Origin of the sequence: Catenulispora pinisilvae (assembly GCF_015356865.1) — a bacterium.
GTDB lineage: Bacteria > Actinomycetota > Actinomycetes > Streptomycetales > Catenulisporaceae > Catenulispora > Catenulispora pinisilvae.
This window is the reverse complement of the sequence record NZ_JAAFZA010000075.1, coordinates 1-25,106: the sequence shown is the minus strand read 5'-3', so window position 1 is coordinate 25,106 and position 25,106 is coordinate 1. Positions and strand designations below refer to the sequence as shown.

Annotated in this window: 17 protein-coding genes and 1 pseudogene; 14 read left to right on the top strand and 4 right to left on the bottom strand. The window is 68.6% G+C overall.

What is annotated here, in order from left to right; all coding sequences use genetic code 11:
* The first annotated feature begins 46 nt into the window (after positions 1-46).
* A complete protein-coding gene (locus IZR01_RS21290) occupies positions 47-1,780 on the top strand; it encodes an amylo-alpha-1,6-glucosidase (protein ID WP_194924861.1) in 1,734 nt (577 codons plus the stop codon).
* 139 nt (positions 1,781-1,919) lie between these two features.
* Here the strand turns inward: IZR01_RS21290 and IZR01_RS21285 are convergent, their stop codons facing one another.
* The gene (locus IZR01_RS21285; RefSeq protein WP_194896548.1) at positions 1,920-2,084 is read right to left on the bottom strand and encodes a hypothetical protein; all 165 of its coding nucleotides are present in this window, start codon (positions 2,082-2,084) and stop codon (positions 1,920-1,922) included.
* A 283-nt stretch (positions 2,085-2,367) separates the two neighbouring features.
* Positions 2,368-2,559: pseudogene (locus IZR01_RS54310) on the bottom strand (DUF6882 domain-containing protein); the annotation flags it as partial.
* Here IZR01_RS54310 and IZR01_RS21280 point away from each other — a divergent pair.
* The 3 genes from IZR01_RS21280 to IZR01_RS53380 all read left to right on the top strand — a co-directional run bounded on the left by IZR01_RS21280 (position 2,467) and on the right by IZR01_RS53380 (position 5,703).
* A complete protein-coding gene (locus IZR01_RS21280) occupies positions 2,467-2,664 on the top strand; it encodes a hypothetical protein (protein ID WP_194924860.1) in 198 nt (65 codons plus the stop codon). The pseudogene IZR01_RS54310 and the gene IZR01_RS21280 overlap by 93 nt on opposite strands.
* Positions 2,665-2,958: 294 nt before the next feature.
* Complete coding sequence (locus IZR01_RS21275; protein ID WP_194924859.1) at positions 2,959-4,527, top strand: glycoside hydrolase family 62 protein; 1,569 nt, start codon at positions 2,959-2,961, stop codon at positions 4,525-4,527.
* A gap of 60 nt (positions 4,528-4,587) precedes the next feature.
* Positions 4,588-5,703 (top strand): glycoside hydrolase family 11 protein, encoded by a 1,116-nt coding sequence (locus IZR01_RS53380; RefSeq protein WP_194924858.1) that lies wholly within the window; start codon positions 4,588-4,590, stop codon positions 5,701-5,703.
* Positions 5,704-5,814: 111 nt separating this feature from the next.
* Here the strand turns inward: IZR01_RS53380 and IZR01_RS53375 are convergent, their stop codons facing one another.
* The gene (locus tag IZR01_RS53375) at positions 5,815-7,200 is read right to left on the bottom strand and encodes a cellulose binding domain-containing protein (RefSeq protein ID WP_194896779.1); all 1,386 of its coding nucleotides are present in this window, start codon (positions 7,198-7,200) and stop codon (positions 5,815-5,817) included.
* Between the two features lie 305 nt (positions 7,201-7,505).
* Between IZR01_RS53375 and IZR01_RS21260 the strand changes: the two genes are divergently transcribed.
* The 5 genes from IZR01_RS21260 (at position 7,506) to IZR01_RS21240 (ending at position 15,090) form a co-directional block, all read left to right on the top strand.
* Complete coding sequence (locus IZR01_RS21260; RefSeq protein ID WP_194924857.1) at positions 7,506-8,549, top strand: lytic polysaccharide monooxygenase auxiliary activity family 9 protein; 1,044 nt, start codon at positions 7,506-7,508, stop codon at positions 8,547-8,549.
* Between the two features lie 111 nt (positions 8,550-8,660).
* Positions 8,661-9,563 carry a DUF8832 domain-containing protein gene (locus tag IZR01_RS21255; RefSeq protein ID WP_194924856.1) on the top strand — a complete coding sequence of 301 codons (903 nt, stop codon included), beginning with the start codon at positions 8,661-8,663 and terminating at the stop codon, positions 9,561-9,563.
* On the top strand, positions 9,563-10,780 hold the full coding sequence (locus IZR01_RS21250; protein WP_194924855.1) for a cellulose-binding domain-containing protein: 1,218 nt from the start codon (positions 9,563-9,565) through the stop codon (positions 10,778-10,780). The genes IZR01_RS21255 and IZR01_RS21250 overlap by 1 nt, the downstream gene beginning before the upstream one ends.
* A gap of 51 nt (positions 10,781-10,831) precedes the next feature.
* On the top strand, positions 10,832-12,898 hold the full coding sequence (locus tag IZR01_RS21245) for a cellulose binding domain-containing protein (protein ID WP_194924854.1): 2,067 nt from the start codon (positions 10,832-10,834) through the stop codon (positions 12,896-12,898).
* Between the two features lie 32 nt (positions 12,899-12,930).
* On the top strand, positions 12,931-15,090 hold the full coding sequence (locus IZR01_RS21240) for a cellulose binding domain-containing protein (protein WP_194924853.1): 2,160 nt from the start codon (positions 12,931-12,933) through the stop codon (positions 15,088-15,090).
* A 72-nt stretch (positions 15,091-15,162) separates the two neighbouring features.
* Here IZR01_RS21240 and IZR01_RS21235 read toward each other — a convergent pair whose 3' ends face one another.
* Positions 15,163-17,607: a beta-glucosidase family protein gene (locus IZR01_RS21235; RefSeq protein WP_194924852.1), complete on the bottom strand. Its 2,445-nt coding sequence runs from the start codon at positions 17,605-17,607 to the stop codon at positions 15,163-15,165.
* 487 nt (positions 17,608-18,094) lie between these two features.
* Between IZR01_RS21235 and IZR01_RS21230 the strand changes: the two genes are divergently transcribed.
* The 5 genes from IZR01_RS21230 to IZR01_RS21210 all read left to right on the top strand — a co-directional run bounded on the left by IZR01_RS21230 (position 18,095) and on the right by IZR01_RS21210 (position 24,956).
* On the top strand, positions 18,095-19,771 hold the full coding sequence (locus IZR01_RS21230) for a type 2 periplasmic-binding domain-containing protein (RefSeq protein WP_194924851.1): 1,677 nt from the start codon (positions 18,095-18,097) through the stop codon (positions 19,769-19,771).
* A 111-nt stretch (positions 19,772-19,882) separates the two neighbouring features.
* Positions 19,883-20,908 carry an ABC transporter permease gene (locus tag IZR01_RS21225; protein WP_194896771.1) on the top strand — a complete coding sequence of 342 codons (1,026 nt, stop codon included), beginning with the start codon at positions 19,883-19,885 and terminating at the stop codon, positions 20,906-20,908.
* A complete protein-coding gene (locus IZR01_RS21220; protein WP_194924850.1) occupies positions 20,905-21,894 on the top strand; it encodes a carbohydrate ABC transporter permease in 990 nt (329 codons plus the stop codon). The genes IZR01_RS21225 and IZR01_RS21220 overlap by 4 nt, the downstream gene beginning before the upstream one ends.
* 41 nt (positions 21,895-21,935) lie before the next feature.
* Complete coding sequence (locus tag IZR01_RS21215; RefSeq protein WP_194924849.1) at positions 21,936-23,855, top strand: beta-galactosidase; 1,920 nt, start codon at positions 21,936-21,938, stop codon at positions 23,853-23,855.
* A 159-nt stretch (positions 23,856-24,014) separates the two neighbouring features.
* Positions 24,015-24,956, top strand: a complete 942-nt coding sequence (locus IZR01_RS21210) for an NAD-dependent epimerase/dehydratase family protein (RefSeq protein WP_194924848.1) — start codon at positions 24,015-24,017, stop codon at positions 24,954-24,956.
* Positions 24,957-25,106 lie beyond the last annotated feature (150 nt).

Genomic DNA, 25,106 nt, shown 5'->3' with positions numbered 1-25,106 from the left:
TCCGCCGACGCAGCGCCGCCCGCACACCGTTCACAGAAAGACCACTATGACCATCGCCGGTGCCCTTCCGACGTTCGACGTCCGCGACATCCCGTTCAGCCACCACGGATCATGGTTCGGCATATCGCCGGTGATCGCCGAGGCCACCTACGCCGCCGACCTCCACCTCGTCTCCCATCAGAACGGAATGCACCCGGTCCTGCGCTTCACACCGACCGATTCATCCGGCTCCCGGGTCGAGGCGACCGTCCTTGCCACGCCGGCCAGGCTGGCCTGGACCCGGCAGGCCTCCGTGCTCGAACTCGTCTACGAGACCGATGACACGGTGCGGATAAAGGGCGACGGCACGGGCCTGGGCCTTCGCCTGAGCGCCGCCGATCCGACGCTCACCCCGTTCAGCGGACCCTACTTCTACCGCGATCCGGTCGACGGGTCCTACATCTTCACCCTGTACCAGACCGGACGCCGCTATCGGATCACCATGCTGCTGGGGGAGCCCGTCGAGATCTTCGGGCTCCAAGCCCTGGGCACCGCCGAACGCGGCCTCCAGTTGCCCACCGACCGGGCCTGGGAGATCGCGGTCGAGGAGTTCGACAGCGCCCGGCCGCGCTACCGCGGCGGCGCTGCTTTCGACGGCGTCGTGAAGACCGCCGCGACGAGGTTCACAGAGTTCGTGGACGCGATCGCCCCCTGGCGCACCGCCGACACCCCGGCCGCGGAACTGGCCGCCTACGTCCTGTGGTCGGCGACCGTCCGCCCGGCCGGATTCCTGTCCCGGCCCGGCGTCCTGATGTCCAAGCACTGGATGGACAAGGTCTGGAGCTGGGACCACTGCTTCAACGCCATCGCCCTGGCGGCCGGCGCTCCGGAGCTGGCGTGGAGCCAGTTCCAGATCCCGTTCGACCACCAGGACGAGAGCGGCGCGCTCCCGGACTCGGTGACGCACTCCGAGGTGCTCTACAACTACGTCAAGCCGCCGATCCACGGCTGGGCCCTGGGACATCTGCGCGAGATGTCGCCGCGCGAACTGAGCCGCGCCGAGCTCACGGACATCTACGACAAGCTGTCGGCGTGGACTCGCTTCTGGCTGTCCGCACGCCGGGTCCCCGGCCAAGCCCTGCCGCACTACCAACACGGCAACGACAGCGGCTGGGACAACGCGACCACTTTCGACGCCGACCGCGTCGTCCAGACCTCGGATCTGGCCGCCTTCCTGATCCTCCAACTCGACCGGCTCGCCGAGCTCGCCGAGGAGTTGGACCTCCCCGACGACGCCGACCTCTGGAAGCACCATCGCGAGGAAGTGAGTGCCGCGATGCTGAAGGAGCTGTGGCGCGGCGGCCGGTTCGTGGCCCGCGGCGCGGCGACCGGGCGGGCCACGGCCGGCACGAGCCTGCTGGACCTGATGGCGATCGTCCTGGGCGATGCCTTGCCCGCGGACGTCCGGGACACCCTGGCCCGCGACATCGAAGCCCACCTCACGCAGTACGGCCCGGCCACTGAACGCCCCTCGTCGGAACACTACGAAGCCGACGGCTACTGGCGCGGCCCCATCTGGGCCCCCTCGACCATCCTGATCGAGGACGGACTCCGCCGCGCCGGCTTCACCGACCTCGCCGACGAGGTGAGCAGCCGCTTCCGCACGCTGTGCGAGAAGTCGGGCTTCGCAGAGAACTTCGATGCCCTGTCCGGCACCGGCCTGCGCGATCGTGCCTACACCTGGACGGCCAGCGCCTACCTGATCCTCGCCGCCGCTGACGAATCGCGCAGGGGTGCTTAGGGCCGGCCGCGCTGATGAACGCGATGAGCTCCGAGGCTGCTGCGCGTGGCCAGGTTGACCTGTCGCTGGTCAGCGTGGCCGCAGACAAGGCGTACTTCTCCCGAGCCGACCGCGCCACGTGAACATGGCTCCAGACGGCCTAAGACTGGGCCTCCACGCGAATGACCCTATTGTCCTGGCCGAAGTGGAAGACCGCTTTGAAGTCCGGCCCGACGAGCTGTGCCCTGCTCGGATCGGGGTTGTGCCATTCGCCGACCCGGCGCAGTTCGGCGTAGGCGCGCAGCGCCCGGCGCTGGTCGGTCATCGGGATCCGGCTGAGCGCCCACTCGATCGCGCGTCCGGTGCCGGCCCAGCTGGGCGGCGGCAGTTCCAGATCCGGGTGTTCCAGGAGGAAGGCGAACCGGGTGGCGCCGTCGTAGCTGTTGACGTAGGAGGTCCAGTGGCCCGTCAGGACTTTGGCGGCGTCGACGAGGACGTTGGCCGCCTCGGCCCGGGTGGGTCGGCGAGCCCGGCAGCGCCGCGAACGCGACCTCCGGCTCGGCCAGTTCGGCGATACCGTCCCGGTCCCCGATCTCGCGCAACGATCCCGCCAGCTCGGTCAACGACTTCGGGAACCTCTCCTCCGACGCCGGGTTCGCCCAAACCCACTCCCAGACAGCGGAGGCGGGAGCGGCGAGGCCGAGCAGGTGGACGCGGTCGCAGACGATCGGGTGCCGCCCGAAGAACTCGAACCGCGGCTCATCCAGCGAGACCTCCATTTCGAGGTCGTCGCCGAGCACGTCCTCAAGGTGCATCTGGTGCTCGATCGAGAGGATCGCCGCGGCGTCGCGCAGGCCGGCCAGCGTCGCCGTTTCTGTCATGGAAGCACGTTAACAGCGCCGTGATGGCGCTTGGACGGAATCGTGGCGCCGCCGGAAGCGATTGATCTCTTGTGGTCTGGCCCGCGCTGGAGGCTGCCGCCTCGATCAGGAAATCCGCGGCGATCCATGGGATGTCCGAATCCCGGAAGGCATTGAAACTTTCGCCGGGCGCCGGACGGGTGCCGGCTCGTTCGAGGGCTGCGAAACTGCGAGTCGTCGCATTTCAATGGCATGATCCGGGGGCTGTTGAGAGCCTGGGCGCACGGGTGAGTCCTTGAGGCTGCCGAAGGTTCGTGACAGCTTCACCACTGGTGCGGCATGCCGACACCGGGTCGAGTGATCCCATCTCCATCGAGGGTCTGCAAGGAGTGTGTGCCCATGAGCCTCTTCGACCGTCGCGCGGCGCTCGCCGCCGTTGTGGCGACCGGCCTCGCCGTCGCGGGAGTGGCGGTCGCCACGACCGCCGCCCGGGCCGCCGCCGGATGCCAGGTCGACTACACCGTGTCGAGCCAGTGGGCGGGCGGATTCAACGCGGGGATCAGCGTCACCGACCAGGGGGATCCGGTGACGTCCTGGCAGCTGACGTGGTCGTTCGGGGCCGGGCAGACCGTCACCCAGCTGTGGAACGGGAACGTCACCCAGTCCGGTGGGCAGGTGAGTGTCGCCAACGCCGCTTACAACGGGTCCATCCCCTCTGGCGGCAGCGTGAGCCTGGGGTTCAACGGAACGTGGACCGGCAGCAATCCGGTCCCGACGGACTTCGCACTCAACGGTGTCTCCTGCGAAGGCTCGCAGCCGCCGCCGACCACGCCTCCGACGACGCCCTCAACCACGCCTCCGACCACGCCCTCAACCACGCCGCCGACGAGCCCGTCGAGCACTCCGTCCACGACCCCGAGCAGTCCCGGCGGCTCGCTGCCGAGCAGCTTCCGCTGGAGCTCCAGCGGCATCCTGATCAGCCCGAAGTCCGATGCCACGCACAACATCATCGCGGTGAAGGACCCGTCGGTCGTCTTCTACGACAACCGCTGGTACGTGCTGATGTCCACCGTGGACTCGAACGGGAACTACGGCATGGCCCAGACCAGCTTCACCGACTGGTCGCAGGCCGCCTCGGCGCCGTTGACCTACCTGGACACCACGCCGATCGGGGGCGGCTATAAGACGGCGCCGATGGTCTTCTACTTCGCCCCGCAGAAGCTGTGGTACCTGACCTACCAGACAGGTTCGAACATCGGGTACTCGACCAACCCCGACATCGGCAACCCGGCCGGCTGGAGCGCGCCGCACAGCTTCTACAGCAACGGGATGCCGTCGATCATCCAGCAGAACATCGGCGGCGGCTACTGGGTCGACAGCTGGGTCATCTGTGATTCAGCGAACTGCGACCTGTTCTCCGCCGACGACAACGGGCACATCTACCGCTCGACAAGTGCCATCTCGCAGTTCCCCAATGGGTTCGGCAATGGGAGCAACACCGTCATCGCCGCCTCCGCGCCGAACAAGTACGACATGTTCGAGGCCGACAACGTCTACAAGGTCGACGGGTCGAGCACCTACCTGATGGTCGTCGAGGCCATCGGCTCAGACGGCCACCGGCTGTTCCACTCCTGGACCTCCGACAGCCTCACCGGATCCTGGACCCCGCTGGCCGCCACGCAGTCGAACCCGTTCCTGGCCGCCTCCAACACCACCTTCAGCGGGACGCCCTGGACGCAGGACCTCAGCAGCGGCGAGGCGATCCGCAGCAACTACGACCAGACGGTCACCATCAGCCCCTGCCACTTGCAGTACCTCTACCAGGGCAAGGACCCGTCCGCGAACCAGAGCTACAACCTGCTGCCCTGGCGCATCGGGTTGGCGACACAGACCGACTCCACCTGCTGAACCGGAAGAGGCGGATGAGGCGGAAGGACGAAGGACGGGGGACGACACGAAAGGACGGCGATGAACCACAACCCACCACCCCTGAAGGACCGCACCCGTCGCAGAGGGCTGCTGACGACTCTGTGCGTGGTGCTGCTGGCGGCCTTCGGGATCTTCCTGCCGAGCACAGCCAGCGCCTCCACCACCTGCTCCAGCCAGACCGGTAGCAACAACGGCTACTACTACTCGTTCTGGACCGAGGGCAGCGGATCGGCCTGCATGACGTTCGGTTCCGGCGGGAACTACAGCACCTCGTGGAGCAACGCCGGCAACTTCGTCGCCGGCGAGGGCTGGAGCACCGGCGGTCGCCGGACGGTGACCTACTCCGGCAGCTTCAACCCGTCCGGCAACGGCTACCTGTCGCTGTACGGCTGGACCACCAACCCGCTGGTCGAGTACTACATCACCGACAACTGGGGCAGCTACCGGCCCACCGGCAACTACATGGGCACGGTCTCCAGCGACGGCGGCACCTACGACATCTACGAGACGACCCGGTACAACGCCCCCTCCATCATCGGTACGGCGACGTTCAACCAGTACTGGGCGGTCCGGCAGTCCCAGCGCACCGGCGGCACCATCACCACCGGCAACTTCTTCGACGCCTGGGCCAGCCACGGCATGAACATGGGCCAGTTCAACTACATGATCCTGGCCACCGAGGGATACCAGAGCAGCGGCAACTCCAACATCACCCTCGATTCATCGGGTGGCGGCGGCGGTGGCGGGGGAGGAGGCGGCACAACAGGCGCGCTGCACGCGGTCGGCGCCGGCAAGTGCCTGGACGTCCCCAACTCCTCGACGACAGCGGGCACGCAGCCGCAGATCTACTCCTGCTCCGGCGGCGCGAACCAGACCTGGACCCGCACCTCGTCCGGTCAGCTGACCGTCACCATGAACGGGACCACCCTGTGCCTGGACGCCTACGACAACCAGACGTCGCCGGGCACCAAGGTGGAGACGTGGTCGTGCAACGGCGGCGCGAACCAACAGTGGAACGTCAACTCGAACGGCACCGTCACCGGCGTGCAGTCAGGGCTCTGTCTGGACGTGAGCGGGGCGAGTACCGCGAACGGCGCCCTGGCCCAGTTGTGGACCTGTAGCGGCGCCTCCAACCAACAATGGACGTTGGGGTGAGAGCGGAAGCCGGTCTCGACCGGTTGCCCTGACGCGCGGCCGGTCGGCGGGCTAGGCGAGAGCCGAGCCCGCCGACCGGCGTGGCGCTTTTACTTCCGAGTGCCAGGACACTCAGGGTGCGCCGCACGTCAGGCCGCTGAGCGGCTGGTTCGCTCCGTTGACGGTCATGCCCCACGATGTCGACGCCCCGGGTGCCAAGGCCCCGTTGTACGACGCGGAGTCGGCCGTCACCGCCTGAGCTGATTGGCTCGCGGTCACGTTCCAGGCGTTCGCGACGGTCTGCGAGCCCGCGAACGCGAAGCGCACCGCCCAGTCGGGCATGGCCACCGTGCCGGTGTCGGTGACGGTGAAGGCGAGCTGGTAGCCGGTCGACCAGGAACCGGTCACCGAAGAGGTCACCGTGCAGTCCCCGGCGGCACCGGAGCTGGACGGCGAACTGGGCGGCGAACTGGATGGTGAGCTGGGCGGCGAGCTCGGCGTGGAGCTGGGGCTCGAGCTCGGCGAACTCGGTCCCGAGCCGGGCGAAGTCGTGTACGGGACCTGCGTATAGGCGGCGGTGCAGTCGCTCCCGCACGACGACGGCAGCGAGAAGCTGTAGACCTGACCGCCGTTGATGAGGTTGTCCGAGGCGTCGGTGACGCGGATCTGGTAGCCGGAGCCGGCGGCGGCGGTCGGCCCGATGATGTACGCCTGGCCCATGTCGCTGTCCATCGTCGCCGAGACCCAGGTCCCGCTCGCCGACAGGTACTGCACGCCGTGGATGCCGTTGGCCAGGTGCGACACCGAGATCGCGGGCCAGTACACCTGTGCGCCCTGCAGGAAGCCGATGTCTATGTCGCCGCTGTAGCCCGGCGCGTTGATGAACTGCCAGCTCACCTGGCGGTTGTTCCAGTGGTCCAGCAGGTCCCCGACCGCGGTGCCGTTCAGCTGGAAGCGGTTGATCGAGTCGGTGTGCAGGTCGACGTGGTACGGGTCGTCGCGGCACCAGGCGTTGGAGTCGGCGCAGCTGTCGGCGACCAGCATGTTCAGCGTCGCGCCGTTGTACTTGTCCGCGATCCACGATCCGTTGCGGCAGAAGGGCTCGTTCTGCGCGCCGTCGTTGGTGCCGGTGCAGAAGTCGCCGATGGTGACCTTCACCCAGCGGCCGCAGTTCAGGCCGTTGTCGAACATGCCGAGGATGCCGGCCTGCGCCGGCGGCACCGGGCGTGGGAACGGGCCGTAGTTCCCCGGGGTGTTGAAGACGTTGAGCGCGATGAAGTCCTGCGAGTCCAGGTTCGCCTGCGGCATCCCGCAGCCCCCGTAGGGCGCGCCGAGCCCGTCGAAGTGGGTCGCGTTGCCGGTCACCGGCGACGACGTGCCGCCGACGCCGAGCGCCTGCGCGGGGCTGCCGAGCAGCGCGGCGGTGAGCGCGACGAGCGGGGCGGCGGTCGCCGCCACGGCGGTGCGCACGGTCGTGCGGCGGCGGTTGGACGGTGATGCCGGTCTGGTGTGGCGCACGGGGGCGGCTCCCTTCGGTCGGGTCTGGGCTGTGGCGTAGTGAGATGGTCCGCCGGACGTTCGAACAGCGTCAAAGCCCTGCGAGGCTGCCGCTGGTCACAGGTGCCGTCCCGTGAAACTTTCGCAGAACCCTGCGCTTCGCGCGCTCCGTCCGCCGGCTCCCATCCGGGCTCTGACATGCCCGTTCGGCGTCCTGGCGCGGATCCGGGCCCGGCCCCGGCTCCGCTCCTGGCCCGACCGTCCGGCTCCACAGAGCTACGCTCCGCCCGACACAGTCCGCCACATCTGTGGAAAAGGCGAACGATATGAGGAGAAAGATCTCCAGGAAGCTGGCCGGCGTGCTGCTCGCGCTGGCCGGCGTGATCGGGACCATCAGTTTCGCGCCGACGGCCTCGGCGCACGGTGCGATGATGATCCCCGGCAGCCGGACGTTCTTCTGCTACGAGGACGGCCTGACCTCCACCGGCCAGATCGTCCCGCAGAACCCGGCCTGTCAGGCGGCGGTGGCCACCAGCGGCACCACCCCGCTCTACAACTGGTTCGCGGTGGGCAACCGCAGCGGTACCACCAGCGGCGGGACCGTCGGCTTCATCCCGGACGGGAAGTTGTGCAGCGGCAACAGCAACTACTACGACTTCTCAGGGTTCGATCAGGTGAGCGCCGACTGGCCGGTCACGCATCTGACCGCCGGGGCCGACATCACCATCGACTACAACCGGTGGGCCGCGCACCCGGGGACGTTCAGCCTGTACATCACCAAGGACGGTTGGGACCAGACCAAGCCCTTGACGTGGGCCGACCTGGAGCCGACGCCGTTCTCGACGATCACGAACCCGCCGAACACCGGCACGGTCGCGACGTTGCAGAGCTACTACGACTGGAACGCGACCTTGCCGGCCGGCAAGACCGGACGCCACATCATCTACTCGGTCTGGGCCCGCTCCGACAGCCCCGAGACCTTCTACGGCTGCTCGGACGTGGTGTTCGACGGCGGTTCCGGCCAGGTGACCGGCATCGGCGCGACGGCCCCGCCGCCGCCCTCGGTGCCCTGCCAGGCGACCTACTCGGTGACCAGCACCTGGAACGGCGGGTTCCAGGGGCAGATCACCGTGACGAATCCGACCGACAAACCCACGAACAAGTGGACGGTCGGCTGGGTGCTGGCCGACGGCGAGACCGTGGTCAGCGCGTGGAACGGGACGCTGTCGCAGTCCGGGTCGCTGGCGACGATGAAATCGGCGGACTGGGACTCGCAACTGGCGGCCGGGGCCAGCACGAGCTTCGGTTTCGTCGCGAACCAGACGGCTGCTCCGGCACAGCCGGAGAGCCTGTCCTGTACGAGTCCGTAAGGACGAGCGCGACGGCGCGGCCGCCGATATCCGTGGCCGCGCCGCCGATGTCCGTGACCGCGACATCGCCCCATCGCACGTTGATCGCCACCTTTGATGAAGGGTCCTGCCATGCCCGCACCGGTCTTCCGCACGCTCGCGGCGGCTGCGGCCGCAGCTGTGCTCGCCGCGACTCTGGCGGCCTGCGGCCACTCCTCGAACGCCGGCGGCATGGGCGACATGAAGGGGATGGACATGCCCGGCATGGATGAGCAGCAGCCCAGCGCTCCGGCGATCGCCGCCGCGGCAGCCTCCGACAACGGCCTGCACGGCACGGTCGGCGGCTATTCCTACGCCGCCGATTCCTCGACCCTCGTGGCGGGTTCGGCCGCGCCGTTCACGTTCCACATCACCGCCCCCGGTGGCAAGACCGTCACCCGGTTCCAGCCCTACGAAGGCCAACTCCTGGTCTTCTACCTGGTCCGTACCGATCTCGCAGACTTCCAACGGCTGACCGCGTCGATGCGGGCCGACGGCACGTGGACCGTCCCGATGCCGGCGCTGGCCGCGGGCTCCTACCGCACCTACATCACCTTCGCGGCGCCGGATTCCAGCGCCGGCACGCCTTTGTCGTACTCCCTGTCCCAGCCGCTCACGGTGCCCGGGGCCGCGGCCGTCGTGCCTGTGCCCGCTGCGGCCGCCACTGCCACCGCCGACGGATACACGCTCCGTCTCACCGGCTCGCCTCACCGCGGAGCCGAAACAGACCTCGGGGTCGCCGTGACCAAGAACGGGCAACCGGTCCAGCAGTTCGATCGACTCCTCGACGGCTACGCGCACCTGACCGCGTTCCACAGCGGTGACGCGGCCTTCGCCCGAGCGCTGTCCACCGGACGTTCCGCCGGCGGCTCCAGCGGTGCCGGTGCCCTGACCGCCACGATCCTGTTCCCCGAAACCGGCGCCTGGCGGCTGTTCGTCGAGTTCGAGACCTCGGGAGCCGAGCACGTGGCGGCGTTCACGGTGCAGGTGCCGTGATGCGCCCCGATCGCCCCGTCCTGCGGGGTATCCGCGTCGTGGCAGTCGTGGCGGTGGCCGTCACGCTGATGTCCTCCCTGTTCATCCTCGGATCCAGGCCGGCTGAGGGCGCCGGTGCCACCTGCGCCGTCACCTACCAGCCGAACCAATGGAGCACCGGCTTCACCGCCGACGTGACGGTGGCCAACGGCGGCCCGGCGGTGACCGCGTGGACCGCGACCTGGTCGTGGACCGGGAACCAGCAGGTCACCTCCGGCTGGGACGCGCTGGTCAGCCAGAGCGGCCAGCAGGTCACGGCCACCAGCGAGCCCTACAACGGCTCGGTCGGGGCCGGTGCCACGGCCGACTTCGGGTTCCAGGCCACGTACTCCGGCACGAACAGTGCGCCCGTGGGCTTCGCGTTCAACGGTGTGCCGTGCAGCGGCCTCGGGACGTCCGGCTCGTCGCCTTCGAGCCCGCCGTCGAGTTCGGTTTCGAGCTCGCCGTCGAGCCCGCCCTCCAGCCAGCCGAGCAGCGGTCCGTGCCCGGTCGGCGCAGTGTTCTGCGACGGCTTCGAGAGCCAGACCTCGACCGTACCGACCGGCCGGTGGTCCGTGGTCAACCCGAACTGCGCCGGGACCGGCACCGCCGCGATCACCACCTCGCAGGCACACTCCGGTGCCAAGTCGCTGGAGATCGACGGTCACGGAACCTATTGCGACCACGTCTTCGCCAGTGACGCCACGGACATGGCGAGCGCCGCGCCGACCTGGTACGTCCGGTTCTGGATGAGGCACACCGCACCGCTTCCCACCGACCACACCACGTTCCTGGCGATGAACGACTCCGCGCACGGCAACACCGACCTGCGGCTCGGCGCCCAGAACGGGGCGCTGATGTGGAACCGGCAGACCGATGACGCCACGCTGCCCGACCAGAGCCCGGCCGGGGTGGCGCAGAGCGTCGTGCTGCCCACCGGCGCCTGGGAGTGTCTGGAGTTCTCGGTGGACGGCGGCACCGGCCAGATCCACACCTGGTACAACGGCGACCCGGTTCCGGGCCTGACCGCGGACGGTGTGCCGACCGCGGACCTGGACGACCAGTGGCTGGCCGGGTCCGGGGCGTCGTGGCGGCCGCAGCTCACCGATCTGAAGCTCGGCTGGGAGAACTACAGCAGCGGTGACGACACCCTGTGGTTCGACGACGTGGTGCTGAGCACGAGCCGGATCGGCTGCTGAGCGGGCCGAGAACAGCAATCTGTTGAGAAAGTCTCGAAGGGAGCCATCACCTTGAAAGTCTGGAGAACGGGTGCGGTCGCCGCGGCGGGCCTGCTCGCCCTCACCGCGGCCGTCGCGGCGGCGCCGACCGGTGCCGCCGCCACCGCCCCGCAAGTCAATGTCACCGTCAACACCTCGGAAGGCCTCGGCACCATCCCGGCCACCGGCTACGGCCTGAACAGCGCGGTTTGGGACGCCCAGATGAACACCCCGGCGGTCCAGGGCCTGCTCGGCCAGGCCGGGATCGGGATGCTGCGCTATCCGGGCGGCTCCTACGGTGACATCTACAACTGGCAGACCAACACCGCTCCTGGCGGTTACGTGGCCCCGGGCACCGACTTCGACTCGTTCATGGGCACCGTCAAGACCATCGGGGCTCAGCCCATCCTGATCGCCAACTACGGCACCGGCACACCCCAGGAGGCCGCCGACTGGGTCCAGTACGCCAACGTCACCAAGGGTTATGGCGACAAGTACTGGGAGATCGGCAACGAGAACTACGGCAACGGCTATTACGGCTCCCCCTGGGAAGCGGACGACCACGCCAGCAAGAGCCCGGCCACCTATGCCCAGAACGTGATCCAGTACAGCAAGGCCATGAAGGCCGTGGACCCCACGATCAAGGTGGGCGCCGTGCTCACCCTGCCCGGCAACTGGCCGGACGGCGCGGTGGCCGCCGGCGACTCCGCCGACTGGAACCGCCAGGTCCTGTCGATCGCGGGCTCGGCGGTCGACTTCGTCATCGTGCACTGGTATCCCAACGGCAGCGGCGCGGCCACCGCGCTGACCGAGCCGGCTCAGCTGCCCGGGGAACTGGCGCAGTTGCACAGCGAGATCGCTGAATACGGCGGGCCCGACGCCTCCCGTCTCGGCGTCGCGCTCACCGAGGTGAACGCCAGCGTCGACGAGGACACCCAGCCCGATGCGCTGTTCGGTGCGGACACCTACCTCACGGCCCTGGAACAAGGTGTGTTCACCGTCGACTGGTGGGACACGCACAACGGGCCGCAGACGATCAGCACCGCGCCCGACGGAGCCACGGACTACGCAGACTTGGGTGTGCTCTCCAGCGGCACCTGCGTGGGCTCGGTCTGCGAACCGGCCATGAACACCCCGTTCCCGAGCTACTACGCGATCAGCATGCTGAGCAAGCTCGGCCGCCCCGGTGACCAGATGGTCCGGGCCGGCACCGACCAGCAGCTGGTGGCGGCGCACGCCGTCAAGCAGGCGAACGGGAACCTGGCCGTGATGCTGGTGAATAAGGACCCTGCCAACGCCTACACCGTGAACCTGAACTACGCCGGCTACACGCCGAGTACCGCGACACCGACTGTCTACACCTACGGCGACGAGGCCACCGCGATCACGTCCGCGGCGCAGGGCACGAGCGCGGTTCAGACACTGCCGCCCTACTCGATCCAGACCGTCGTCCTGACCCCGTCAGGCAACCCCGTCAGCACCCTGACGGCGCCCGGCTCTCCGGCGATCTCGCAGGTCACCGGCACGCAGGCGACGGTCAGCTGGGCTCCGTCCAGCGGTGGCACCGCCACCCGCTACGAGGTCTACCGGCAGTTCGGCACCACCAGCGAGCTGCTCGCCGAGTCCACCTCCACCTCCGCCACGATCGACAACCTCGTCCCGGGCACCGGCTACACCCTCAACGTGCTGGCCACCGACCAGAACGGCGATCTGTCGCCGCCCTCGGACCCGGTCACCTTCACCACCGGGACGCCGTCGGCGAGCACCTGCGCCGTGGACTACCAGATGACCTCGGGATGGGGGAACGGCTACGTCGCCGCGCTCACCGTCACCGACACCGGGCCCAGCCCGATCGACGGCTGGTCGCTCGCCTTCACCTTCCCCGGCTCGGGGGAGACCCTGTCCAGCGGCTGGAACGCCAACTGGTCCGGCAGCGGCCAGAACGTCGAGGCCACCAGCCTGAGCTGGAACGCGAACCTGGCGGCGAACGGCGGCAACTCGGCGAGCATCGGGTTCGTCGGGAACAACGACGGCGCTTATCCGTCGCCGGCCGCGATCAGCCTCAACGGCACTGTCTGCACCACCACCTACAGCTCCTGAAGCCCTCAGCACCCGACGAACAGGAGACTGTCATGCGTAACGATTGGAGGGTCAGGGCGAAAGCGGTCGCCCTGACCGCCGCCACCGCCCTGACGGCCGCGGCTGTGCTAGGCGGAGCCGCGGCGCCGAAGGCCTCCGCCGCCACCGCGGTGTCGGTGACGGTGAACGGGACCGCGGGGCTCGGCACCATCCCGAGCGGCGCGGTCGGCCTGAACACGGCCGTCTACGACAGCAATATGAACGACACCCCGATCCCCGGGCTGCTCAAGGCGGCGGGAATCAATGCCCTGCGCTACCCGGGCGGCTCCTACTCGGATATCTACAACTGGCAGACCAACGTCGCGCAGGGCGGCTATGACGCCCCGAACACGAGCTTCGCGAACTTCATGGGCACCGCGCAGGCCGCCGCGGCGAGCCCGATCATCACGGTGAACTACGGAACCGGGACGCCGGCGCTGGCCGCGTCGTGGGTGCAGAACGCCAACGTGACCAACAAGTACGGCATCTCCTACTGGGAGGTCGGTAACGAGGTCTACGGCAACGGCACCTACGGCGCGAACTGGGAGACCGACGCGCACTGCCAGACGTCCTCCGGCACCCCGGTGACCGTGGGCAGCGAGCCGTCGCAGACGTACGGCTGCGGCCCGGCTGTCTATGCGAACAATGTGCTGAGCTACATGTCGGCGATGAAGGCGGCCAGCGCGAACGCCCACGTATGTGCGGTCCTGACCACGCCGGGCGGATGGCCCGACAACGTCACCAACCCCCAGACCAGCCCGTTGCCGTGGAACCAGACGGTGCTCACGGCACTCGGGTCCAAGACCGACTGCGTCATCGTGCACTACTACCCAGGCGGCTCCGGCGCGGCCGGGATGCTCACCGACACCAGCGACATCTCCGGGATCACCTCCACCCTGCACTCCGAGATCAGCCAGTACGCCAAGGTCGACCCGGCGACCGTGCCGATCCTGGTGACCGAGACCAACTCGAACGTGGACATGGACACCCAGCCGAACGCCCTGTTCGCCGCGGACATGTACATGACGTGGCTGGAGAACGGCGTCGCGAACGTGGACTGGTGGGACGAGCACAACGGTCCCGGCACCAACCCGCCGAGCGTCGTGGACGGCGCGCAGGACTACGGCGACTACGGCATCTTCTCCAGCGGCGGCAACAACAGCGGCGTGACCGAGCCGGCCGTGGAGACGCCGTTCGGCCCCTACTACGGCATCGAGATGCTCTCCAAACTCGGCGGACCGGGCGACACCATGGTCAACAGCACCTCCTCCAACGCGCTGGTGCGGGTGCACGCGGTGCGCCGGGCCGGCGGGAACCTCGATCTGCTGATCGACAACGAGGATCCCGGCAACCCCTACACGGTGAACCTCGCCTACAACGGATTCACCCCCGCGGGCAGCCCGACCGTCTTCACCTTCGCGAACAACGGGAACTCGATCACCAGCGCGACGCAGAGCTCTGCGTCGTCCGTGACAGTCGCGCCTTACACGCTCACCGTCGTGCAGGTGCCCGGCAGCGGCGGAGGCGGAGTGACGGCGCCGGGCGCGCCGGGGCAGCCGACAGTGTCCGGACTGTCGTCCAGCACCTCGGGGAACAGCAGCGGGATCGCCACATTGACCTGGCCGGCGGCCACGCCGGGCACGTACCCGGTCGCGGACTACCAGGTCTACCAGCAGAGCAGCGGCGGCGGGAGCACGCTGGTCGGCACCACGAGCGCCACGACGTTGAATCTCAGCGGCCTGACGATCGGTGCCGGCTACACCTATGACGTGGTCGCGGTGGACTCACACGGCAATCCGTCACTGCCCTCGCCGCCGGTGACGTTCACGGTGCCGCCACCGGCCGACGCGAGCTGCGCGGTGCACTACGCGATCAGCAGTTCCTGGTCCGGCGGCTTCGGCGCCGGGATCACCGTCACCAACCGCGCCGCGACCGCCGTCAACGGCTGGACGCTGACGTACAGCTGGCCGGACTCCGGCGAGGCGGTGCAGAGCGGCTGGAACGGGACCTGGAGCCAGAGCGGATCGGCGGTGACCGTGGCGAGCGCCGCCTGGAACGGCACGATCGCGGCCGCCGGCGGCTCGGTGAGCGTCGGCTTCAACGGCACGGACACCGGGCAGGACCCGGCGCCGACGGTGTTCTCGCTCAACGGGACGGTGTGCGCGAACAACTGACCGTCAATCGGATCGGCAGGGGAGCGGCGCCCGGCTTCGCGGCCGGGCGCCGCAGAGTCCTGGTGAGCGTCCCTACCGGAGATCCAGTTTCACCGACGCGCTCGACGGCAGGTCGATGCTGGACCGGCCGACGGTGAACTCGTACTCCCCGCTCTGGACGCGGAAGGCTCCGAGTTCTTCGGACCAGTGCGCCAGACGCTCCGCCGGTACTTCGAAGACGACGGTGTGCGACTCGCCCGGAGCCAGTTCGATCCGCTCGAAACCCTGCAGGCGGCGCAGCGGGGTGGGCACCGAGGCGTCAAGCGCATGTGAGTAAAGCTGCACAACATCCTGCCCTGCGGTCGAACCGCTATTGGTGATCTGCGTCTCAGCCACTATGGTGAGGGCTCCCAATTGATCTTCCCGAACCGTCAGCACGAGGTCGCCGTACTCGAAAGTTGTGTACGACAAGCCATGACCGAACGCGTAGAGGTGCTCCCGCCGCGAGTACTGGTAGGTCCAGCCGGAGCCGATGACGTCATAGTCCTGCGGTGCGGGCAGATCGGAGTCGGCGGCGTACCAGGTCTGGGGCAGTCGCCCGGCCGGGTTGTGGGCGCCGGTCAGCACATCGGCGACGGCGTTGCCCAGTTCCTGCCCGCCGTGCGCGGTCCACACGATCGACGGCACGTTCTCGGCGGCCCAGCCGATCGCATACGGATAGCTCGACACCAGGACCAGGGTGGTGTTCGGGTTCGCCTCGACGACCGCGCGCAGCAGCGCCTCCTGGTCCGCCGGAAGCGCGAGCCCGTCGCGGTCGACGGTCTCGCGTCCGTTGATGTGCGGGTCGTTCCCGAGCACCACGATCGCGTGCTTCGCCGAGGCTGCCGCGGCGACAGCCTGGCGAATTCCGGAGGTGAGGCTCTCGACGACGAAAGCCGTCGCCTCCTCGGCCGTGGTGGCGTCCGCGAACAGGCGGCCGTCGTCCCCGACGCGCAGGTAGCGGCCGCTGGCGTTCGAGCGCACGACGGTCTGGCCCTCGTCGGTCTCGTGGAACTCCCACAGTTCCTTGACCACCCAGCCGTCCGGTGTCCAGGCTTCGGCCAGTACCTCGGTGTCGCCGTCGCCGGCGAGCGTCAGATACTTGCCGCTCTCCACCGCCTGAAGGGTGCGCACGGCGATCGGATACTGGACGCTCGTGCCCCAGTCCTGGTGGCAGAACGGCCCGAACTCCGCCTCGCCGGCGCGCAGCGAGATCACCTCGGCGCCGTCCACCGCGGTCACGGCCCGGTCGCCGAAGGCGGTGCGCAGGCCGTCGGCGATGCTGACCGCGTACGGCAGCTCGCCGCTGTACCAGTCCGTCAGGACCCTGCTTCCCAGATGCCCGATCACCGCGGCGGCCAGCCTGTTGTCGGCCGGGTCGGTCTCGTCGGGCTCGGACAGAGCCAGCGGAAGCGTCTCGTCCTCGTTCTTGAGCAGGACGATCGCGGCGCGGGCGGCCTGCAGCGCCAGCGCGTTGTGTGCCGGGCAGCTGATGACGTCTGCTCCGATGCCGGCATAGGGGTCGGTGTCGGGGTCGAACTCACCAGTGGCCGCCCGCATTGCCAGCAGCCGCCCGACCGCCGCGTCGATGTCCGCCTCGGAGATCAGGCCCTGCTCCAGTGCCTGCGTGAAGCGCTCGATCGTCGGCCGCGCGTCCGGGCCGTTGTCCGTGTAGCTGTCCAGGCCGGCCTTGAGCGCGGCCGCGTGCGACTCCACGTGCGAGGCGAAGTACTTCTCACGTTCGACGAGATTCGACGGGGCCTGCGCGTCCGAGCAGATGACCAGCTCCGGATTCCACGCGCGGAGTGCGTCCTTGATCAGCGGGTGGACATGGTTGGGAACGCCGTTGGTGAGGTTGTATCCGGGCATCACCCCGGCGGCCACCCCCGCCTGGATCGGGCCGCGGAAGGCGGGCAGTTCGTACTCGTTCAGGACGCGCGGCGGCACCTCGATGTCGATCACGTCGCGATCGGTTTCGACGTTGTACGCCAGGAAGTGCTTGAGCACCGGAGCCGTACGCCAGATCGTCGGGTGCTCGCCGCGCAGCCCGCGACAGTAGGCGGTGGCCATTTCGGCGGTGGCGAGGGGGTCCTCGCTGTAGCCTTCCTCGTTGCGGCCCCAGCGGGGGTCGCGCAGCAGGTTGACCACCGGGGCCCAGACGTTGAGCGAGACCATCGGGTGCTTGTCGGCCACGTCGCTGGCCTGAAAGGCGTTCTCCGTGTCCTGACGGAACGCCCGGACCTCCGTCGACACCGCCTCGCCCACGCGCCGGAGCAGATCCCGGTCCCATGTCGCACCGAGCCCGACCGCCTGCGGGAACACGGTGGCGCGTCCGATCCAGGCCACTCCGTGCAGGGCTTCGCAGCCGGTGTGGAACGCTGCCAGCCCCAGGCGCTCGACCGCGGGTTGATGTTGGTGCAGGAACGCGATCTTCTCGGCCACGGACAGCTCCGCGAGCAGGGCGGCGGCCTTCGCGGTGGCGTCGGGGACTTCAGTCACGGGACGACCTCTTCATCGGTGGCGGTGCGCGCACCGCGGCGGAACGTTACAAGGCCTCGGACCGCGCCGAGAGCCGAAGGCTCGGCGCCGGTGCTTGGTCGAAGCGCTTCGAAAGTCCCACCAATCAAGGGGTGTGTCAACCCTGGATGGCCAGGGGAAGGCCGCCATTACACCTGCTCACAGTGGCTTAGACCAATATGCGATCGGCGTTCGGTCCACAGATCTTCGGGCGAGGCATGGGATGTCTAAAGCGATTTAAGAGTGCTGCCGTTATCGAAACGTGATCTTTGACCCTTGCACCGCTGGTTGCGCTGACTTAACCTCAACGCAATATTGAAGCGCTTCGACAGTGCTCGGCGGTGGTGCGTCAGTGAAGATCCCGCACAAGCCGACAACCGGACCACTCACCCCAGTGGCCCGGACGCGGAGCCGGCAGCCGGCGGCCCGCGCCATGGGGCACGAACCATCTCGTTGACTGGAGAGTTCAATGTCGAGCACCAACGCGTTCACCCGCCGGGGATTCCTCACGGCGTCCGCCGGTGCCGCCGGCGCGATCACGTTGTCGCCGCTGCTGGCGGCCTGCGGCAACAGTGCCGGCAAGGGCGGGGCGAGCACCAAGGCGGGCATCCAGGCGGTGCTGCCCACGTTCAAGCCGCTGGCCGGCGGGGTCACGCCGGATATCCCGGTAGTGTCCGGGGCCGACGGCGCCATGACCAACCCCGGCTTCGTGAAGTACCCCACCAACTTGGTGAAGACCGTGACCGGCAAGGTCGGCTCCGGCGGCACCTACACCGCTGTCGCACCGTCGTGGAATCCGATCCCGCCGGCTGGCAACGCCTACTATGCGGCGGTCAACAGGGCCCTCGGCGCGAACTTCACTTCGCAGCCGGCAAACGGCAACACTTACAACACGGTCATCCCGCCGCTGATCGCCGCGAACAAGCTGCCGGACTGGCTGGCGATCCCGGGCTGGCTGAATCCCACCTTCAACACCGGCGGCCTGGTCGGCACCCGGCTCGCGGACCTCACGCCCTATCTCGGGGGCGATGCCATCCTGGAGTACCCGAACCTGGCAGCGATACCCACCGGCGGCTGGCAGTGCGGGGTGTGGAACAACCGGCTCTACGGCATCCCGTCCTATACAGACGGGATGGACGTCGCCGGCGCCATGCTCTATCGCAGGGACCTGCTGGAAGCCAAAGGCATCACCCCGGCGGTGAAGACCGCGGCCGATTTGATGGCGCTGGGCAAAGAGGTCAACAACCCCAGCGGCGGCGTGTGGGCCTTCGACGACAACCGGGTGTACCTCTACCAGGTCTTCAAGGTCCCGATCGGCAGCTGGTACCTGGACAACGGCAAGGTCAAGAGCGCCAACGAGCACCCGCAGCTGCTGGAGTGCCTGGACTTCTGCAACCAGCTGGCCAAGGCCGGGCTGCTGCACCCCGACGCCGTGGCGGGAGTCAAAACCAGCAACCCCAGCCGCTTCAACGCCGGCAAGGTCATCATCATCGGCGGCGGCCTGGGTGGCTGGACCGCCAGTGACGCCGAGACCGGCTCCGCGGCGAAACCCGGATACCGGGTCGGGGCGTTCCCGGTCTTCTCCTCCGACGGCTCGACGCCCAGCATCGGCTTGACCAGCTCCTCCGGCTGGGTCAGCTACCTGAACAAGAACCTGAGCCCGGACCGGATCAAAGAGTGCCTGCGCATCGCGAACTACTTCGCCGCGCCGTTCGGGTCCTACGAGTACAACCTCATCAACTTCGGCGTCGAGGGCGCCGACTACACGATGGGCCCGGACGGGCCGGTGCGCACCACCGAGGGTTCCAACACCGCTGCCGACAACGTCTACAACTTCTTCAGCAGCGCCCAGGCCCAGGTATACAACGCGGGATACCCGGACATCACCAAGGACCTCGAGGCGTGGTACGCCGACGCGGCCAAGTACGCGTACAAGCCGCTGTTCTGGAACCTGAACATCACCGTGCCCGACCAGTACTCGAAGATCGCCGCCGGGACCGAGCTGGACGACGCGGCGACGGCGGTATCGACGGGCAAGCAGCCGCTGTCGTACTACCAGGAGGCGCTCGCCACCTGGAAGAGCAGCGGCGGCGACGCGTTGGCGACGTGGTATCAGCAGAACGTCGCCGACAAGGGCCTGAGCTAGCCGGGCCCGGCCCGGCCGCCGCGGCGCGCTTGAGGGGGCGATGTCAGGGCGGCCGGGTCCCACGCGGCTTGATGACAGGTGCGAACAGACCAGAGTAAAAGGAGTCGGTACATGGCGGTGATGGCGGAGGGCCCGGCCGTCCCCGAAGAGGCGAGGCCGAAATCGGAGGCACCGTCACGGGAGCGGCGGAGCCAGAAGGGCACAGAGCCCATACCGGCCGACCGGCGACGGCTGAACTTCCGGGCCCGGCTGCGCCGGGACCGGTCGCTGATCATCATGATCACCCCGGTTGTGCTCCTGCTGCTGGTGTTCAACTACCTGCCGATGTTCGGGACGGTCTCGGCGTTCGAGTACTACGACCCCATCTACGGCTTCTTCCACAGCAATTTCATCGGGTTCAAGAACTTCACCGACCTGTTCGGCGACGCGAACTTCTGGCACGCGTTCCAGAACACCCTGGTCTTGAGCCTGGTCCAGCTCGTCCTGTACTTCCCGATCCCGATCTTCCTGGCGATCCTGCTGAACACGGTGATCAGCACCAAGCTCCGCTCGTTCATCCAGGCCGTGGTCTACCTGCCGCACTTCTTCTCCTGGGTGCTGGTCATCACGATCTTCAACCAGATGCTCGGCGGCGCCGGGCTGCTCAACCAGTTCCTGCGCCGGCACCACATGGCGACGTGGAACATCATGAGCAACGGCGGCATGTTCAAATACCTGATCACTTTCCAGGCGGTGTGGAAGGAAGCCGGCTGGGGGATCATCGTCTTCCTCGCGGCGCTCGCCGCCATCGACCCGGCGCTGTATGAGTCCGCGGCGGTCGACGGGGCCAGCCGCTGGCGCCGGACGTGGCACATCACCCTGCCCGGCATGCGCGGCATGATCGTGCTGATGCTCGTCCTGCGCCTGGGCAACGCCCTCAACGTCGGCTTCGAGCAGATGCTGCTCCAGCGTCAGGCGGTCGGTCCGCAGCATGCCGAAGTCCTGGACACGTTCGCCTATTACTACGGCATCGGCAACGGCAACTTCGGCTATGGAGCCGCCGCCGGGCTGTTCAAGGGCGTCATCTCCCTGATTCTGATCTACGCGGCCAACAAGGCGGCGCACCGGCTCGGCGAGGACGGGTTGTACCGCAAATGAGCACTCTGTCGAGCACGTCGAACCCGGCATCCGCGCCTGGCCGGCGCCGCACGAAGCCCGGCTCCGGAGCGCCGCGCAAGCGGGCCAAGGGCCGCCCGGTCTGGGAGGAGCCGCCGACTCTCATCGGCCGGTTCGGCAAGAGCACCGTGCTGACCGTCGTGGTGCTGGCGGTCGTCGTGCCGCTGTACGCGATCATCTTGACCAGCGTCTCCTCCGAGGGCGCCATCACCCGGGCCGGCGGCACCCTGGTGCTGGTGCCGGACGGGCTGAGCCTGGGGGCCTACCGCCAGATCTTCTCCAACGGCGTGGTCAGCCGGGCCGTGGTGGTGAGTGTGGTGCTCACGGCCGTCGGCACCGCCGTCTCGATGGTGCTGAGCATCCTGGCCGCCTACGCTCTGTCCCGTGCCCGCTCCGTGGGGCACCGGTTCTTCCTGGGCATGATGATCTTCACGATGTTCTTCGGCGGCGGCCTGATCCCGGGCTTCCTCGTGGTGACCTCGCTGCACGGCTACGACCAGTACTGGGCCTTGATCCTGCCCAGCTGCATCTCCGTGTTCAACATCCTGATCATGCGCGGGTTCTACCAGGCCACGGCCCAGGAGATGATCGACGCGGCCCGGATCGACGGCGCCGGCGACTGGCGGATCCTGTGGTCGATCGTGCTGCCCACGACCAAGGCGGTCACCGCCGTGATGACCCTGTTCTACGCCGTCGGCTACTGGGGATCGTGGTTCAACACCCTGCTGTACATGCCGTTCGACAACTCCAAGTGGCCGCTGTCGTATGTGCTGTACGAGTACGTCAACCTCGGCGCGAAGATGCCGGGCATGGACACCGGCGGCGCCACCGTGCAGCACCAGATCGCCCCGCCGTTCGCCATCTCGATGGCCGTGGTCGTGCTCACCCTGCTCCCGATCCTCATCGTCTACCCCTTCCTGCAGAAGCACTTCACCAAGGGCATGCTCACCGGCGCCATCAAGGGCTGAACGACGCCCGGCCGCCCCGGCCCCGCGAAAGGAACACCACCATGCCATCGCTCGGCGACGCCACCCGCGGCCGCCTCCTGTTCGGCGGCGACTACAACCCCGAACAGTGGCCGCGCGAAGTCTGGGACGAGGACGTACGCCTGATGCGGGAGGCCGGCGTCAACCTGGCCACCGTCGGCGTCTTCTCCTGGGCCCTGCTCGAACCCCGGCCCGGCGAGCGCGACTTCGGCTGGCTCACCGACGTGCTGGACCTGCTGCACGCGAACGGCATCGGCGTCGGGCTGGCCACGCCGACCGCGTCCACCCCGCCGTGGATGGGCCACCGCTGGCCGGAGACGCTGCCGCGCAACCCCGACGGGACGGTGCGCACCTACGGTTCGCGGAACGCCTTCTGTCCGTCGTCCCCGGTGTACCGGGCCTTCGCGGACGCCATCAGCGCCGACCTGGCGTCGGTCTACGCGCATCACCCGGCGCTGCGGATGTGGCACATAGGCAACGAGTTCGGGACCGTGTGCTACTGCGACCAGTGTGCCGAGCGTTTCCGTCACTGGCTCCAGGCCAAGTACGGGGGCCTCGACGCCCTGAACGAGGCCTGGGGGACCACGTTCTGGTCGCAGCGCTACTGCGAGTGGGACGAGGTCATCCCGCCGCGCCAGGTCCAGTACGTCATCAACCCCACCCAGGACCTCGACTACCAGCGTTTCGCCTCCGACCTGCTGCTGGAGCGTTTCACCGCGGAGCGGGACATCGTGCGCGGAGCCAACCCCGCCGTCCCGGTGACGACCAACTCCATGTCCTTCTTCAAGGCGACGGACTTGTGGCGCTGGGGTGCCGAGGAGGACTTCACGGCGTTGGACTCCTACCCCGATCCCAACAGCCCGCAGGCAGCGTGCGACGGCGCGATGGCCCAGGACCTCATCCGCTCGGTGGGCCGCGGCAAGCCGTGGCTGATGATGGAGCAGACCCCGGGCCGCGCCGGATTCCGGCACATCGCCACCCCCAAGCGCCCGGGACTGAACCGCCTGTGGTCGGTGCAGGCCGTGGCGCGCGGCGCCGACGGGATCCTGCACTTCCAATGGCGCGCCTCCAAGCAGGGGGCCGAACGTACCCACGGGGCGATGCTGCCGCACGCCGGACCGGATTCCCGGATCTTCCGCGAGGTCTGCGATCTGGGCAAGGAACTGGGTGACCTGACGGACGTCCTGGGCGCCACGGTGGCCGCCGAGGTCGCGATCCTGCTGGACTGGGACTCCTGGCGCGGCGTGGAGTTGGACCACCAGCCGCACAGCGGATTCCGCTACGTCGACCGCCTCCGCGAGTACTACGCGCCGCTGTGGAAGACGAACGTGACCGTCGACTTCGTCCACCCCGAGGCGGATCTGAGCCGGTACAAGCTCGTCGTGGCGCCGAACCTGTACCAGGTCTCCGACCCGGCCGCCGACAACGTCATCGGCTACGTGGAGCGTGGGGGGAACCTGGTCGTCGGCCCGTTCTCCGGCGTGACGGACCCCGACGAGCGCATCCGGCTCGGCGGCTACCCGGCTCCGTTCCGGGATCTGCTGGGGCTGCGGATCGAGGAGTACTGGCCGCTGCCGGACGACGAACCGCTGACGGTGCGCTCGGAGCTGTTCGGCGACTTCAGCGCGCAGTCCTGGGCCGAGTGGCTGACCGCCGACGCCGGAACCGCGCTCGCCGAGATCGCCTCGGGGCCGCTGGCCGGCATCCCCGCCATCGTCCGCAATGCCTACGGTGCGGGCACCGCGTGGTACGTGGCGACGCTTCCCGAGGACCGCGTGCTGGCGAGTCTGCTCGCTCTGGCCTGCGAACAGGCGGGGGTCGAACCGGTTCTCCCCGGGTTGCCGGACGGCGTCGAGGCGGTGCGGCGGGGTGAGTTCGTGTTCGTGCTCGACCACGGCAAGGGGACGGTCGATATCCGGTCAGCTGCTTTGGCGGCTGTATAGAAGCCTGAGCAGGCCGAGGTCGCGAACGGTCACCCCCACGCCGTCATGTGTGCGGACCTGGCCCGCTGCTTCAGAACCCGGCCTCGACACATCCGGATAGTGGCTGTAGGCTAACCATCAGAGCCACTGATGATTTGCCGTGCCGACGAAAGGAACACGATGATTCTCGTCACTGGAGGGTCCGGGTTCATCGGCTCCCACACCGTGCGCGCGCTGCACGGCCTCGGCGAGCCGAGCGTCGTGATGCAGCGCCACAGCGGCCAGGTCCCCCCGCACCTCGCGGACCTGCCCGTCGTCGCGGAGCAGGCCGACGTCGCCGACCTGGGCGCACTGCGGGCGATCGGCGAGCGCCACGAGATCACCGGCATCGTGCACCTCGCGGGCTACCCCGCGCCGCGGGGCGCGGTCGGGGGCATCGAGGCCACCCAGGGCCTGCTCGACGGGCTCCTCAACATCGCCCGCGTCGCCGCGGAATGGGGCGTGCGCCGGGTGAGCCTGGCCAGCACGCTCGGAGTCTACGGCGGCATCCAGCCCAGCGGCCCGCTGACGGAGGACCTGCCGGTGCTCCTGACCGCCGCCCACCCGATCCCGCGCTCGAAGAAGATCGCCGAGCTCCTCGGGGAGCAGCTCGCGGAGGCGACCGGCACGCAGTTCGTCAGCCTCCGGATCTCCGGCACCTGGGGCCCCCTGGGCCACGAGGACCCGTTCTTCGCCGCACCCGCGCTCATCCACGCCGCAGCCGGCGGCAAACCCCTGGACCTGGCCGCCCTGCTCATCCCACCGCACCTCGACGACGGGCTCGACCTGTGCTACGTCAAGGACACCGGCCGCGCGATAGCCCTGATCCAGCTCGCCGGCGACCTCCAGCACCGCACCTACAACATCGCCTCCGGGCGGGTGACCACGAACGCAGAGGTGATCGCAGCGATCCGCGAGGCCGTGCCCGAGGCCGACCTGGACCTCCCAGCCGGCGCCGGCCGACCGGGCGCCGCTCTCGACATCACCCGGCTCCGCCAGGACACCGGGTTCGAGCCGGAGTACGACACCGCCCGCGCGGCCGCCGGCTACATCGCCTGGCTCAGGGCGGGCAACGAGCGCTGACCCGCGCCGGCGGTAGTTCCGTATCCGCCCCGCCTGATCTGCCCCGCCCGTTCCCGAACCGGCTCCGACACGGCGGGTGTGTCAGGTTTGGTGGATGGGCGAGTGGGTCCGGGTGTGGGTGGACGGGTGGACGGGTGGACGGGTGGACGG